Source organism: Shinella sp. Sh6, from assembly GCF_055392685.1.
In genome coordinates this window covers 377,501-392,758 of record NZ_AP044005.1, presented here as the reverse complement: position 1 = coordinate 392,758, position 15,258 = coordinate 377,501, and the positions used below count along the sequence as shown (strand labels likewise).

The 15,258-nt window shown below is 58.0% G+C and carries 9 protein-coding genes, 1 tRNA gene, 2 rRNA genes and 1 pseudogene; 7 read left to right on the top strand and 6 right to left on the bottom strand.

Annotated elements, in window-relative coordinates; genetic code table 11:
- Window positions 1–269: 269 nt before the first annotated feature.
- The 3 genes from ACZ5TO_RS01885 to ACZ5TO_RS01875 all read right to left on the bottom strand — a co-directional run bounded on the left by ACZ5TO_RS01885 (window position 270) and on the right by ACZ5TO_RS01875 (window position 3,639).
- The gene (locus tag ACZ5TO_RS01885) at window positions 270–1,142 is read right to left on the bottom strand and encodes a hypothetical protein (RefSeq protein WP_464799323.1); all 873 of its coding nucleotides are present in this window, start codon (window positions 1,140–1,142) and stop codon (window positions 270–272) included.
- Window positions 1,139–2,902, bottom strand: coding sequence for a caspase family protein (locus ACZ5TO_RS01880; RefSeq protein WP_464799322.1), 1,764 nt, complete (start codon window positions 2,900–2,902; stop codon window positions 1,139–1,141). The genes ACZ5TO_RS01885 and ACZ5TO_RS01880 overlap by 4 nt, the downstream gene beginning before the upstream one ends.
- Before the next feature lie 383 nt (window positions 2,903–3,285).
- A complete protein-coding gene (locus ACZ5TO_RS01875; RefSeq protein WP_464799321.1) occupies window positions 3,286–3,639 on the bottom strand; it encodes a helix-turn-helix domain-containing protein in 354 nt (117 codons plus the stop codon).
- Window positions 3,640–3,848: 209 nt separating this feature from the next.
- Between ACZ5TO_RS01875 and ACZ5TO_RS01870 the strand changes: the two genes are divergently transcribed.
- From ACZ5TO_RS01870 to ACZ5TO_RS01840, 7 genes and pseudogenes are all read left to right on the top strand, one after another.
- Window positions 3,849–4,733, top strand: coding sequence for a hypothetical protein (locus tag ACZ5TO_RS01870; RefSeq protein ID WP_464799320.1), 885 nt, complete (start codon window positions 3,849–3,851; stop codon window positions 4,731–4,733).
- Window positions 4,734–4,755: 22 nt separating this feature from the next.
- Window positions 4,756–5,973, top strand: coding sequence for a hypothetical protein (locus tag ACZ5TO_RS01865; RefSeq protein ID WP_464799319.1), 1,218 nt, complete (start codon window positions 4,756–4,758; stop codon window positions 5,971–5,973).
- Window positions 5,974–6,129: 156 nt separating this feature from the next.
- On the top strand, window positions 6,130–6,579 hold the full coding sequence (locus ACZ5TO_RS01860) for a hypothetical protein (RefSeq protein WP_464799318.1): 450 nt from the start codon (window positions 6,130–6,132) through the stop codon (window positions 6,577–6,579).
- Between the two features lie 425 nt (window positions 6,580–7,004).
- The gene (locus tag ACZ5TO_RS01855; protein WP_464799317.1) at window positions 7,005–7,190 is read left to right on the top strand and encodes a helix-turn-helix domain-containing protein; all 186 of its coding nucleotides are present in this window, start codon (window positions 7,005–7,007) and stop codon (window positions 7,188–7,190) included.
- A 189-nt stretch (window positions 7,191–7,379) separates the two neighbouring features.
- The gene (locus ACZ5TO_RS01850) at window positions 7,380–9,080 is read left to right on the top strand and encodes a tyrosine-type recombinase/integrase (RefSeq protein WP_464799316.1); all 1,701 of its coding nucleotides are present in this window, start codon (window positions 7,380–7,382) and stop codon (window positions 9,078–9,080) included.
- Complete coding sequence (locus tag ACZ5TO_RS01845; protein ID WP_464799315.1) at window positions 9,077–10,177, top strand: tyrosine-type recombinase/integrase; 1,101 nt, start codon at window positions 9,077–9,079, stop codon at window positions 10,175–10,177. Before ACZ5TO_RS01850 ends, ACZ5TO_RS01845 begins: the two co-directional genes overlap by 4 nt.
- 11 nt (window positions 10,178–10,188) lie before the next feature.
- Window positions 10,189–11,217, top strand: a pseudogene (locus ACZ5TO_RS01840) (recombinase family protein); the annotation flags it as partial.
- Between the two features lie 583 nt (window positions 11,218–11,800).
- Here ACZ5TO_RS01840 and ACZ5TO_RS01835 read toward each other — a convergent pair.
- From ACZ5TO_RS01835 to ACZ5TO_RS01825, 3 genes are all read right to left on the bottom strand, one after another.
- A tRNA-Met gene (locus ACZ5TO_RS01835) sits at window positions 11,801–11,877 on the bottom strand.
- 46 nt (window positions 11,878–11,923) lie between these two features.
- Window positions 11,924–12,038, bottom strand: a 5S ribosomal RNA gene (rrf, locus tag ACZ5TO_RS01830).
- Window positions 12,039–12,202: 164 nt separating this feature from the next.
- Window positions 12,203–14,998 (bottom strand): 23S ribosomal RNA (locus tag ACZ5TO_RS01825).
- Window positions 14,999–15,258 lie beyond the last annotated feature (260 nt).

Genomic DNA, 15,258 nt, shown 5'->3' with positions numbered 1-15,258 from the left:
CCTCGCGCCATGTGGGGCCGCGCCTCGGCAGAAAGCGGCTAAGCGCCTTCGTCTTGGTCAAAGATGTCTGCACCGCTTTTGCCTGAAACGAGCCGTCATCTTTGAAAGAGATTTCGCTTCAGAGCCATGTTGTGCACGTATATCGGGGGTGTTGTCGTCCAACTACCCCAGAAACCCAGTGAGGCTTCGTGAGGTTTCAAGAGGGTGTTCGAGGCAAGACAATCGTGGGTTTGGTCGGGATCGTATGTGACCATCTTCCGCCGAGCTGGCTACAGGACCTTTTTCAGGGCGTCGACAACGCCTTTGTGCGGGAGGTAGCCGATAATGCCGTGAGCATTGCTCGTCTGATTGTCTACGGTTCCATCATTTTCGATCCCTGCCGCGAACGTGTTCTCATCCAGATCTTTTCCAAGCGCGACCAGATCGGAGGGGTCGTAGAAATTTACCCAGCGATTGACGAAGGAAGGCTTGCGGCGCGGCGGGCCGATCTTCTTCTTGAATGCGTCCAGTCCGAGCGGTGATCCCATGGTGATTAGCAACGGCATCTCGACACTTTTGCCCTGTGCTTCCATCTCTCTCAAGAGTTTAAATGCAATAACTGTTCCGAGTGAATGGGTGATCAGCACTTGCGGACTTTTTTGTAGGTATGGACGCACAATGGCGTCGACCGCCGTTCCCGCTCCCGGCGCGGACAGATAGGTGTGGCCTTGTTTGACCACCCGTAGCAGGATCGACCCTTTCGCCGGAGATATCTTTTCAAGCGCACGAACCAGACCGACAATGCGCCGGCCGAAGAAAGTGTCCATGGGAACGGCGTCGTTGCCTGCTTCCTCGAGTGCCGCTTCTATCTCTGCTTCTCCGCCACCACTTTCAACAAGAGCCTCCTCCAACGCTGAGGCTAGGAACTTCATTTCCTCATCGTCACCGATATCGACCTCAGTGTCATCGGCGCCCATCCCGACAGCGCCTTTCGTCTTGCGGGTCGTCCAGTCGGCAAGAGTGGTGCCGTAATAGGCCATATTGACAGTGGAGCCCTTGAGCAGGCCGGGCGCGACGCCGTGCAGGCTGTTGGTCCATTTGTCGATCAGTTGGTGCTGCGTCGCCCCTTCCTGGCCAATACCGTGGATCATCAGGACGTTCATATGTTCCCCTCCATGTGGAATTTTCGGATCAGGATCTCTGCGCCTTCCTTCTTAAACGACGAGAACTGCGATGGCAGCAGGAACGGGATGACGTTGCGTAGGCTATCGGCTGCCGCCTTCTCCTCAGCTTCCGGATCTTCGACGAACTGCCACCCCTGACGCAGCCACGGCCAGAAACCGGCGATTTCACCCCTTTGTGCGGGTGTTGCGCGTGCGACCCATTCCGGAAGAGCATCGTTGTGAGGGGATTGCCTACGCGCGTCTACGGCCGGCACTTTCGCCTCATAACCGTGCTGGCGACGCCTGATTGGGAGCAGTCCCATGAAAGCGATGTCGAACGGGATGGCCTGATCATACTGGCAGTAGAAGTAGGCCATGCGGCGTATGCTGTCGATATCGCCGCCATAGTCGTAAAGGTAGCTCGAAATCGCTCCGACGACCGGGTTGACGTGCTTCATTTCGCGAAGGCCTGCCGCCATCCGATCGACCTGATCGGCCGGCAGTTTGCCAAGTTGCAAATTGGCGATGACATTGATCGAGTTTTCGATTTGGGGCTGTACTTCCATCCATCGGTTCACACAAGTCCAGCCGATCACACCACGCTTGTCACGGCTCAAAACGGTGATCAGATCCCGGTAAACCACTGCCGAGGCAACTACCCTATCGCGAAACTCAACGAGAACCTGAACCGCCGCGTCTTCCACATTAATGCGATATTCGCTAGGACGCCCGGGACTGCCATTGCGCCAAGCGATCGCCGTCGCCCAGATGCGCTTCGGTGTCTGACCCAGCACGACCAGATTTGTACCGTCGCCTAGAAAAGCTTTTCCAACCGAGAAACTGTCGCGAACGTATCGCTGTTTCGTTGTTGATTCCCAATCTTCCAATGTGGCCCTGGGATCCAAATCCTCGGGTAGCTTCGTCTTCCACTCGGCGATGAGCCTGTCATGAGCTGGATCTTCGGGCGGTGCCGGCCACTGCGGCGGAGGTATATTGCCACCGGGCGATTTGCCGCGCTGAAAATAGACAGTATGTTCGCGGGGAATGCCGGTCGAGACGTCGGGCGAGCATTTCAGGCGGTATCGCTCACCGATCTCCCGCATTCGTGCTTGCGAGAACAGGCCAAGGGATTCTGGAATGACGCAATCCGGAAGGTACTTGTCGAAAGCCTCATCGCGGTGACCGCACAAACCTTCGAGTATGACAGTTGAGAAAATGCAGCGGGCAGGGGATGTCTGGTCTCCCTTCAGCATAAAGGCCTTCTCGCCATCCATGACCGCACTGAAGCGGTCGAGTACGGGCTGAACGGGATCATAAGGTCCACGCGGAAGGACAGGGTCCTCTGCTATATCTGCCGTCTCGATGTCTGGAGGGAGCGATCTGCAGGCGTCACTGAATATGGAGAGGCTCTTGATGCCGTGGCGGTAAAGTTGGCGTCTCAGCCCCTCGACCGAAATGCCCCGCATTTCCTGATACCAGTCGCTCGGCAGCCAGACGTTCTGTTCGGCGCCGGTACGAAATCCGTGTCCCGCAAAATGCAGGATGAAGAGTTCCACCTCATCGTTTTGGGGCAACATTGCCAGCAAGGTTTCACGGACACGAGATATCGTGACCGGCTCGTCTGCTTCGTCGGTGATCAGCTTGGTCGCGAAACCGGATTGTTGGGCCCAAGTGGCCATTTCATGAGCAACGGTTATCGCACCAGGCAACAGGGTTAGTGGGGTTGAACGAGACACCCCGATCGTCAGGCACAGCTTCACGATTATCCCCCAAGATCGCGCCTCCCCAAAAGGTATAGTACAAAAAACGGGTGCAATTTCAACTTGTCTCTCAGCGATCAATCGTCAAACAGTTGAGTTCAGTTGGCATTTTGTCACATTGGCGACACAAGACGAATGCGCGTCGCGTTGCTGATCCTCCGGCGAAACAGCGCAGCCCCGTCCTAAAGAGCAGCAGTGTCGAGCCATGTGCGTTGTGAAGTTTGCGAACCGGGGCGCTGGCCAGAAAGGCTTGGGCTCTGGTGGGCGAGGCGCGCTAACGCCGTCCGTTTCCAATCCGAGGGCTTGCTTAGCCTCCAGCCGAATGTCCGCTAGGTGCATCATTCTACGCGAAACCTGCCAGTCGGCTCCCGGCCCCTTTACCGTCATTTCTCTAACCCAGGCGATGTCCTTTTCCTCGCCAACACCCTGATCTGCTCGACGGCGAGTTCGAGTGTGTCGTCCGATAACTCTCGTGTGATAGACTGCAATTCCTCTATCAGCTGAGCCCTGCGCCTGGAGATCGGTGCTTCGTCGAAGTCGAACAAGGTCTTGAGCGGGACATCGAGCGCCTGCGACAGTTGCTCGACCGTGACAAAGTTCGGGAGGCTTTTGCCGCGCTCGATGTTCGACAACGCATCGACCGAGCGCCCGATCCGGGTGGCCAGTTCCTCCTGCGTCAGCTTCTTTTCCCTGCGGATCGCCTTCAGGCGCAATCCAAAGCGCGTTTTCGTGTCCATACCCGTATTTCAATCCGGGTTGGGGATTCGAGAACGGAGCGAAGTCGGAAACGATTTGTAAACCCGTACAACTATACGGTTTATATGCGAATCCCGATCTCGGCTCCTGTTTGTTCCGCGTCGTCACCGTCGACGGGTTTGTATCGGGGAAATCCCCTTCAACCAAAACCAGCCGCGGCCAAGGACCGCGGCAAGACGGAGTTCCTGTCGTGATCAGAGCAACATACCTTTCAAGCCTTCTCATGATTGTCGCGGCGTGTCCCGCAATCGCCGCCGATATCGACAAGCCGATCATCGCCGGCAGGCCGTTCTCGTCCTATGACAATGCCGCCGACACGACGGACATGCTGGAGCCGTCGGGCTCCGGATTTTCGGGTTACGTCGAAGGCAGCTTCAACAAGGCTTTCGACACGCCTTATGATGTCGACGGCCATGCCTGGGCCCTGCGAGGCTCCATCAATATCGAAGGTCCCGGCGGACTGAACGTCCAGTTCGATGGAGGCTATGCAAGAACTACCGTTGAAGACGTCGGAGTCAACCAGCTCATCGGCGCCGGACACGCCTATTACCGAGACCGGGAATTCGCCGCTGGCGGCTTCGTCCAGGCAAGTTCGATCGATGCCGATTACCTCGGTTATGGCCTGAACGACACGATCAAGGACTATCTGGGGGGCGTCGAGGGCGCCTGGTTCATGGATCAGGCAACGATCTACGGGCGCGCCGGCTACGGCCAGGCAAGGTGGGAAGGCTACGCGGCGGATCATGCCGTGGGCGCAATCGGCGCGCGCCTTTATGCGACCGACAATTTTCGCTTCGATGTGGAAGGTGCAATCAATCGCCTCAGCCATGCCGATCTCAAGCTGAATACCAGGTCTGCGACCTTCTCGATCAATTACAGGCCAGAGAGCGTTCCGGTCACCGTCTTCTCCGGCTATCGCTTCGACCAGATCGAGCCCTTCATGAGCGGAGCCTCCCTGGGACACGCCAATGTCAGCACGATATTCGCGGGTCTTCGGTTCTCCTTCGGCTCGAGCAGCCTCAAGGACGAAGAGCGCAATGGCCCGGTCTGGACAGCGTCGAGCCTACTGCCATGAACACGGTCATCAGGATCTCGACATGACCAGGATATATGCTCGCCCCGTTCTCGTCAGCAGGACGAACACACGCTGCGAGTTAGAGCGGATTCATCTGGGCGCCGGTACTCATGATGAGGCATGGCTTCAGGCATTGATCCACGATCATCCCGCCATCCTGCCCATCGCGGATATCGAGCCGGGTTTCGGCGACCTCCTGCCTGCCGCGCGGGAAGTCCCCTGTGGGCACGGTTTTATCGACAACCTCTACCTCACGCCTGCCGGCGACATCGTGCTGGTGGAAGCGAAGCTTTGGCGCAACAGCCAAATGCGGCGGGAGGTCGTTGCGCAGGTGCTCGACTACGTCGCTGCCCTCGGCAGGATGAGCTACGAAGGTTTCGAAGCCGCCATCCGGCGGGGGAACGGCGCACCGGAGCGGCTGTTCGATCTGGTCCGCGATCACCCGGAGGCGTTAAGCGAAGCCGCGTTCATCGACGCCGTGGCGAACAATCTGCGCCGGGGCAGGATGCTTGCCATCGCATTGGGTGACGGCATCAGGGCCGAGACGGAAGCGCTCGCCCAGCTCCTGCAAAGTCATGCCGGCGCGCATTTCACCTTCGCGCTGATCGAGCTGTCTGTCTGGCGGAATGCGACCGGTGACCTTCTCGTCGTGCCGAGCACGCTGGCCAGAACCGTCATGATCGAACGCGGTATCGTGCGTGTAGAGCATGGAGCGGTGTCGGTGCATCCCGTTCCACAGGAAGAGCAGCTCGGACCACAGTCGCTCAGTTCATCCGATTTCTGGGAAGCGATCGGCCGGCGCGGTCCACGTTTGCCGGGCGTTCTCCATGATTTCCTGGCGGCGCTGGAGCCTCTAGGCGTCTATCCCGATCTCAAGGCCAGCCTGAACCTGAAGGCCGATCTTCCCGACAGACAGAAGCCGATCAATCTTGGCTATATTACGAAGAATGGCCAGCTCTGGACGAACCCGGCGGCTTGGGAAGCGCCAGAAGACATATGGCGCCCCTACATGGAGAAACTGGCCGGATTGATTGGCGGCACCATTGCCACCGGCTCCACGAACTATGTCAGCATCGACGGCAGATCCGCTCCGCGCATCGAGCAGTTCCTGCCGGCCCACCGGGACGCATTCGTTCAGGCGATTGGGGACATGCTGCGCGCGCTTGCCGAACGGGATGCTACGGAGGCAAGGAGGCCTTCCCGGTTCATATGGCGGGAAGGAGACGTGATCGTCAAATAACGCTGCGGGATTTCTCTTATAAACATTTGTTTTTACTAGGTTAAACAGAAGAATAGGTCACGCAAACAAAAACCAGGAGTTTTGCGTATGACCAAATAGGACCCCTATCTCGACGACAAGATCGCCATCATCGCCGATTTCGTCGGCCGCGATTTCATGCGGTTGGCCAAGGAGCTGCGGCAGGTACAGGAGCAGCGCTCAGACATTTTTGCGGAGGTGGCCGAGCAGGTCGGCATCGGCAGGCGCCGGGCCTACGCATTGGCAAGAGTGGCCCGCATCTTTGACGATCTCAATGCCTCCGATGAGCGCTTGAACCGGATCGGCTGGGCCAAATTGAACCGCCTGAGCGGCCATCTCAACGAGGACAACGCCGAACAGCTTCTGTCTCTCGCCGAGGAAACGACCGCCTACGGCCTTGACGCTGTTCTCAGGGGCGAAGTGCCCGTCGCTGGCGCCAGGGTTGTACTGCTCTATCTTCCCGAAGCCGTACATGATCGCTTCCAGGCACTGTTGGTCAAGCACGGCGCCAAGCCGAAGGCAAACGGCGGTCTCACCGGTAAGGAGAACGCCCTCATGGGGCTTATTTCGGGGCTGGCCAATACCTGAGGACGGTCTCCACATCCTGCCTATGCCCGGAACCAGAGACTGTTTCGGGCATAACGGTTTTCGGGAGGCCTGGCGGTTTCCCTCCGCAAATCAAGGACATCCACTCCGGTAGCTATGCACTAGCCAAATTCACCCGGATCACCGGCTGAACCAGCTGATAAATCGGCACTTTTCCTCTTTCCAGCTCCACCTATCCTGATTGCCAGACACGCCCTCATGGTGACGGTGTGTGAACCGAGAGGCACAGGCAATGTCTTCCGTAAGGCGGAACGACAGGACGGGGAAAGAGACAAGGGCGACGCCGTCGCCTGATGCATTTGTGCAATTAATTGCACTTTCTCGCATCCTCGCCCGCCAGGCCGCCCGCGAAGCCATCGCCGCACGAACCGCCTCTCCTCACGACGATAAACAGGAGCACGAACCCGATGGCGCCGCTTGATCCCAATCGCATGATGACCCTGGAGCAGGCTGCCAACTTTCTGTCGGTCAGCACCCGCACGCTTCGCCGCAAGATCAAGTCCGGCGAACTCGCGGCCCACAAGTTCGGCCGTCTCTGGCGCATCGCAGAGAAAGACCTTCTGGCCTTCATCGAGCAGCACAGGAAGAGCTGATCATTCCAGTCCACTAATGGCCTGATAAGTCACCTCAATTCCGATTATCGGGACAATACAGACGCCAACTTTGGCCTCAAGTTCGCAGCGGTATTTTCCCGATTTTCCGCTCCTGATCACACCTGTCCTGTCAGGACCTCTCCCATCCCCTCTTGTTCAATTGTGACCTTATCAGAAGGAGCATTTTTTATGGCTATCGTCATCCGCAAGGGCGGCCGGAAACGCCAACCCATCGACACACTCGATGACCTCATTGCGTTCCTGGGCAACAACAAAACGCTGGCCGCCAAACGCCGCCGCGACCTGATCTCGGCCTGCAACAGCACGGCCAGGCTCGTCGGCCGGCCTCCGTCAGACATCCTGACCAATATCACAGCCTTGCGGGATCTGTTCGCCAAACTGCATCCTGTTCAGTGCCGCATCAGCAAGAAGCGCCTTGCCAACATCCGTGCGGACCTGGCCGCCGCTCTCGAACTTGCCGGCATCATCCCTGCCGACAACCGCGACACCGAGCCCCTTCCGGCGTGGACGGAGTTTCTCAACCATGCCACCGCAAAACACCATGCATGGTTCCTGTCACGGTTCGCTCGCTTCTGCAGCCAGCGTCAGACAGAACCGGCGAATGTTGATGATGCCATCGTGCGGGAGTTTCGCACCTGGCTCGATGCCCGCGTCCTGACCAACGATCCGAAGAAGATCGTCAAGGACACAGCGACCGCATTCAACGCCATCATCAAACGCGCCGGCCTCGACATCTCGCTGCTGACCACAGCCCTGTCTGAGCGTCACCTTGCCCGCCGCCTCGGCACCTACCCCGCTTCCCTTAGGGAAGACATCGAGTGCTACCTGAAGCGCCTGCGTGAACCCGACTTGTTTTCCGGGGAAGGGCCACGCAGGCCGTTGCGTCCGACGTCCCTGCGCAACATCGAGGCCCATATTCGCCAGACTCTCGATGCTGCGGTTGCCGCCGGCTACCCGCCCGAGCATTTCAAGGGGCTGGCCGATCTGATCCAGATCGCGGTGATCAGTGCAGCGGTCCGCCATATGATAGCGCGGCACGACGGGAAGTTCCCCTCCGGCCTCAGCAACATTCTCGCGACCATCATGGCCATTGCGCGCCACTATCTGAAGCTGGACAAAACCATCATCGACAAAATCGCCGCCGCCCAGAGCCAGGTTGGGGATCAACTGGGAATGAACCGCTCCTCCATGTCGGAGAAGAGCCAGCGCCGCATGAATCAGTTCGAGGCACGCGACAACATTCTCCGCCTCACCAATCTTCCCATGTCTCTGCTTCAGCGCGCGGAGAAGGCAGCAGGCAACAAGTCCGGTACCGTCGGCGCCATGATCGCCGCCGCCATCGCGATCCTTCTTTGTTGCCCCATGCGCGTCAAGAACCTGTCCAACCTGCACATGAAGGAGGATCTGACCATAGTCAGGGAAGGCAGGAGCGTCGTTATCCTCGTTCACGTTTCGCCCGACAAGACCAAGGGGCGTCAGGCAATCGACGCCGTGATCGAACCGCCCTACTCAACGGTGATCGCCCGTTACATCAGTCATCATCGCAAGTATGCAGCCGACGAGCTCTCCGACTGGCTGTTTCCCTCCATCTCAGGTGTGCCTCGTACCCCTGCTTATTTCGGGGAATTGCTCAAGGAACGCATCTTCCGGGAGACCGGCTTGATCATGAATGTGCACCTGTTCCGTCATTTCAGTGCCTACGTCTTTCTTGAGGCTCACCCCGGCTCCTACGAGGATGTCCGCCGCGTTGTCGGTCATGCGAAGATGGATACGACAACGTCGTTCTATGCCCCGGCCTCCACCAAGGCCACCTTCAAGCGCTACGGTGATGTTCTGCGGACCTATGTATCGAAAAGGCCGCGCAAATGACCGCCCCCATCATTCCTCTGATCATCAAGCTGGCCGCCTGGCCGAAGATTGACCGTAAACTGTGGGAACAGGCCTTCAACTCCGGAGGCCTGTTCGACACAGGTGGTGCGTTCGCCGGCTGGTCTACCGGTACCCGCCGCCTTCATGCCCAAAACTACGGAAGCTGGCTGTCATTTCTGCATCGCAGCCAGCCTGATCGTCTCGACCTCCTCCCGACCGAGCGCATCACAAAGGACGCCGTGAGTGCCTTCATCGATGAAGGCAAGCAGCGCCTCGAGCTCCGCTCGATCTCCAATCAGATACTGTCCCTTGCGGTTATCGTGAGGGGTTTCGATAAGGACGGCGATTGGTCCTGGCTCTTCCATGCAGCCCGGTCGCTCTACGAACAGTCCAACCCCCATCAGTTGAAGCCGCCCATTCCGATCACCGCCGCCGAGTTGTTTGAGTGGAGCCTCACTTTACTTAACCGGATTGTGGATATGCCTTCACCCAACCCGCTCGCCGATGCCATGCGGTTTCGCCAGGCATTGATGGTCGGCCTGTTGATTGCTCGCCCTGTCAGGGTGCGCGCCTTCATGGCCATGACCGTCAGCCAGCATATCGAGGTTTCAGACCACGGCATGGTCCTGGCGTTTTCGGCCGCGGATATGAAGGACCGGAAAGCACGCCGCTTTCCCTTTCCCGAGCCCCTTCTCCCCTTCATGCGCCTTTATCTCGACGTCCACCGCCCTACCCTGTTGCAAGGCAATGAGTCCGACGCCCTGTGGATCAGCCAGCGCGGCGGCCCGATGTCCATCGACAGCTTCACCGGCGGATTGGCCCAGTTGACAAACCGCGTCTTCGGACTCACGTTGAGACCCCATAAATTCCGTCACATCGCGGCGACCTCGATTGCCACCTACGCTCCGCAGCATGTCGGCATCATCCGCGACATCCTGGGTCATGCGACGCTCCGGATGGCCGAGAAGCATTACAACAGGGCGACTGCGGTCGAGGCCAGCCGCAAGTTCCAGGAGGTGTTGCGCAACCTGCGCAGCGACGGACGCAAGAGGGCAAAGGCAGAACGCCGCAACCGGCAAGCCTACAGAACGGAATAGGAAAGGACATCATGCGCGCCGCGATCTACGCCCGCTATTCCTCCGAACTGCAGCGCGAGGCTTCGATCGAAGACCAGCATCGCATCTGCCGCCGCCTCATCGACGAGCGCGGCTGGAGCGAAGCAAAGCTCTATGCCGACCAGGGCCTCAGCGGCAGCTCTCATCTGCGGCCCGGCTACCAGACGATGATGATGGATGCCCGCAGCGGCATGTTCGACATCCTTGTCGCCGAAGGCCTCGACCGCCTCTCCCGCGACCAGGAACACATCGCCGCCCTCCACAAACAGTTGCGCTACCTCGGCATTCCCATCGTCACGATAGCCGAAGGCGAGATTTCGGAGCTCCATATTGGCTTGAAGGGCACGATGTCCGCCCTCTTCCTCAAGGATCTCGCCCAGAAGACGCATCGCGGTCTCGAAGGCCGCGTCCGCGACGGCAAATCCGCCGGCGGCATCTCCTATGGATACCGGGTTGCCCGCCAGCCATTGCCGGATGGCACCTTCACCACAGGCGAGCGCGCCATCGACGAGCAGGAGGCCGAGGTCGTCCGACGCATTTTCCGGGACTATGCAAGCGGCATCAGCCCACGCGCCATCGCCGCCCGGTTGAATGCCGAGCGAGTCCCCGGTCCTGCGCGCACATCCTGGGGTGCCTCCACCATCTACGGCAACTGGCGGCGCGGGACCGGCATCCTCAACAATGAACTCTACATCGGCCGGATGATCTGGAACCGCCAGCATTTTGTGAAGGATCCGGAGACCGGCAAGCGGCAGGCCCGCCCCAATCCCGAGACTGAATGGGTCATCCAGGAGGTGCCGGAACTTCGTCTCCTCGAACAGGCGCTCTGGAATGCTGTCAAGGAACGCCAGGGCATCACACGGCGTGTCATGGAAACGGAAGACCGGGCGTTTCGCCCCGAGCGCGCACGCCGCACCCGCTATCTTCTCTCCGGCCTTCTCGCCTGCGGCTGTTGTGGCGGCGCATACACGCTCGTCGGCGGCCAGCATTACGGCTGCGCCAGCGCCCGCAACAAGGGTACCTGCGACAATCGCCGCATGATCCATCGCAGCCGCCTGGAGGACCGCGTTCTCGGCGGCCTGCGCGACAAGCTCCTCCATCCGGACCTCATCGCCGCCTTCGTCGAGGAATACCAGCGGGAATACAACAAGGCCATGCAGGCCGATCTCGCTATCCGCACGGCAAGCGAGACAGAATTGGCGAAGGTCGAGCAATCCATTACCCAGATTGTCGATGCGATTGCCGATGGCATGTATCACCCGTCGATGAAGGAGAAGATGACGGCGCTGGAGGCCCGCAAGATTGTAATCCGCGACGAACTGAGCGAGCTCGGTGAAGAGGAACCGCTCCGGCTTCATCCGGGTCTGAGCGACATCTACCGCCGCAAGGTCGCGGCATTAACGGAAGCGCTGAACAAGGACGAGCTTGCCCGCAACGAAGCGGTCGAGGTTTTGCGTGGTCTGATCAGCACGATCCGGTTGACGCCCGATGGTGAGGGCGATCTCCATATCGAACTCGTGGGTGAGCTCGGCGCGATCATGCTGCTTGGGGAGACAGACGACAAAAAGCCCCGTCGGGGTTCCAACGGGGCTTATTATGTAACACTGGTTGCGGGGGCAGGATTTGAACCTGCGGCCTTCAGGTTATGAGCCTGACGAGCTACCGGGCTGCTCCACCCCGCGTTATGGGTGGTTTTGTGGTTGAGAAGATTTTGATTGCCTTTAGCAGACCTGGCAGCGACCTACTCTCCCGCGTCTTGAGACGAAGTACCATTGGCGCTGGGGCGTTTCACGGCCGTGTTCGGAATGGGAACGGGTGCGGCCACCCCGCCATGACCACCAGGTCGGCTAAGGGCAATCTTTCGAGAAGCTGGTAGAGGAAGGGTTTCTTCCTCGTTTGTCTTTTGTGAACACGTCTTTTTCTTCGGGCTGCGCCTTCGGCCGGGGGGCCGCAAGCGCACGGAAGAGATGGCTCATCGAGTTTGTTGGATGAGCATGAACAATGAGAACGATCAAGCCAATCGAGCGATTAGTAACGGTAAGCTTCATGCATTGCTGCACTTCCACACCCGTCCTATCAACGTGGTCGTCTTCCACGGCTCTCAAGGGAATACTCGTTTTCAGGTGGGTTTCCCGCTTAGATGCCTTCAGCGGTTATCCCTTCCATATATAGCTACCCTGCTATGCCGTTGGCACGACAACAGGTCCACCAGAGATATGTCCATCCCGGTCCTCTCGTACTAGGGACAGATCCTGTCAATATTCCTACACCCACGGCAGATAGGGACCGAACTGTCTCACGACGTTCTGAACCCAGCTCACGTACCGCTTTAATTGGCGAACAGCCAAACCCTTGGGACCTGCTCCAGCCCCAGGATGCGATGAGCCGACATCGAGGTGCCAAACAACCCCGTCGATATGGACTCTTGGGGGTCATCAGCCTGTTATCCCCGGCGTACCTTTTATCCGTTGAGCGATGGCCCTTCCACGCGGGACCACCGGATCACTATGACCGACTTTCGTCTCTGCTCGACTTGTCAGTCTCGCAGTCAGGCGGGCTTATGCCATTGCACTCGACGAGCGATTTCCGACCGCTCTGAGCCCACCATCGCGCGCCTCCGTTACTCTTTCGGAGGCGACCGCCCCAGTCAAACTACCCACCATACACTGTCCCGGACCCGGATGACGGGCCGCGGTTAGACATCCATGACGATAAGGGTGGTATTTCAAGGATGGCTCCACAGGAACTGGCGTCCCTGCTTCAAAGCCTACCACCTATCCTACACATGCCGACACGAATGCCAGTGTAAAGCTATAGTAAAGGTGCACGGGGTCTTTCCGTCTGACCGCAGGAACCCCGCATCTTCACGGGGAATTCAATTTCACTGAGTCTGCGTTGGAGACAGCGGGGAAGTCGTTACGCCATTCGTGCAGGTCGGAACTTACCCGACAAGGAATTTCGCTACCTTAGGACCGTTATAGTTACGGCCGCCGTTTACTGGGGCTTCGATTCAAAGCTTGCACCTCTCCTCTTAACCTTCCAGCACCGGGCAGGCGTCAGACCCTATACGTCGTCTTGCGACTTCGCAGAGCCCTGTGTTTTTGATAAACAGTCGCTACCCCCTGGTCTGTGCCACCCCACCATACTTGCGTACAATGGGGTCACGCTTCTTCCGAAGTTACGCGTGCAATTTGCCGAGTTCCTTCAACGCAGTTCTCTCAAGCGCCTTGGTATACTCTACCTGACCACCTGTGTCGGTTTCGGGTACGGTCTATACGGTGGAGCTATTTCCTGGAACCGCTTCCCTGCACACCCAATCCAATAAGAATGTACAAGTTACGCAATCCGTCACTACCACCAGGCCCACGAATATTAACGTGGTTCCCATCGACTACGCGTGTCCGCCTCGTCTTAGGGGCCGGCTAACCCTGCTCAGATTAACTTTAAGCAGGAACCCTTGGTCTTTCGGCGAGGGGGTCTCTCACCCCCTTTATCGTTACTCATGTCAACATTCGCACTTCCGATACCTCCAGAGGCCCTCACGGGTCCTCCTTCGCAGGCTTACGGAACGCTCCGCTACCACGTATCTTGCGATACATCCTCAGCTTCGGTGCATGGCTTCAGCCCCGTTACATTTTCGGCGCAAAGACCCTTATTTAGACCAGTGAGCTGTTACGCTTTCTTTAAATGATGGCTGCTTCTAAGCCAACATCCTGGTTGTTTTGGGATCCTCACATCCTTTCCCACTTAGCCATGACTTGGGGACCTTAGCTGGAGGTCAGGGTTGTTGCCCTTTTCACGACGGACGTTAGCACCCGCCGTGTGTCTGCCGAGTAGTACTCCACGGTATTCGGAGTTTGGTTAGGATCAGTAAGACGGTGAGTCCCCATAGCCCATCCAGTGCTCTACCCCCGTGGGTATTCGCTCGACGCTCTACCTAAATAGATTTCGCGGAGAACCAGCTATCTCCGAGTTTGATTGGCCTTTCACCCCTAGCCACAAGTCATCCCAATCTATTGCAACAGATGCGGGTTCGGTCCTCCAGTTGGTGTTACCCAACCTTCAACCTGCTCATGGCTAGATCACTCGGTTTCGGGTCTAATGCAACGAACTGAACGCCCTGTTCAGACTCGCTTTCGCTGCGCCTACACCTATCGGCTTAAGCTTGCTCGTTACACTAAGTCGTTGACCCATTATACAAAAGGTACGCCGTCAGGCTTGCGCCCTCCGACTGCTTGTAGGCATCCGGTTTCAGGTTCTATTTCACTCCCCTTGTCGGGGTGCTTTTCACCTTTCCCTCACGGTACTTGTTCGCTATCGGTCATGCACGAGTACTTAGGCTTGGAGAGTGGTCTCCCCATGTTCAGACAGGATTTCACGTGTCCCGCCCTACTCAAGGACAACGGCTGTTCTACGTGTACGGGGCTATCACCCGCTAAGGCCGGACTTTCCATTCCGTTCCACTTCATTCACCGTTGCCACTGGCCTGGTCCGCGTTCGCTCGCCACTACTTGCGGAGTCTCGGTTGATGTCCTTTCCTGCAGGTACTTAGATGTTTCAGTTCCCTGCGTTCGCTTCTTACCCCTATGTATTCAGGGTAAGATACCTTATCACAATGCTTGGAAACCTAAGCCGTACCGAAGCACGGCTTAAATTCTCCAAGCATTTAAGGTGGGTTGCCCCATTCGGAGATCCATGGATCAAAGCTCATTCGCAGCTCCCCACGGCTTATCGCAGCGTATCACGTCCTTCATCGCCTGTGCATGCCAAGGCATCCACCAAATGCCCTTACGACACTTAATCGTTCTCATTGTCTATGCTCATCGTCTAGCCGTCATCCCGAAGAGATGAACGGCGGATAGGGCTACCTTTTACAACCCGACCCACTCGACAATGCCATCGACGTGTTCGATAGACCTGCTTTATCGGAGCCACGCCGAGCGGCTCGCTTGCAGTCTATCATTAAGACCAGCTTCTCGAGATCAAATCCGAGGATGCGCGGTCAGGCAACATCCACCAGGACACGCGTCAGACAAGGGCAAGCCCTCGAACAACACATGACC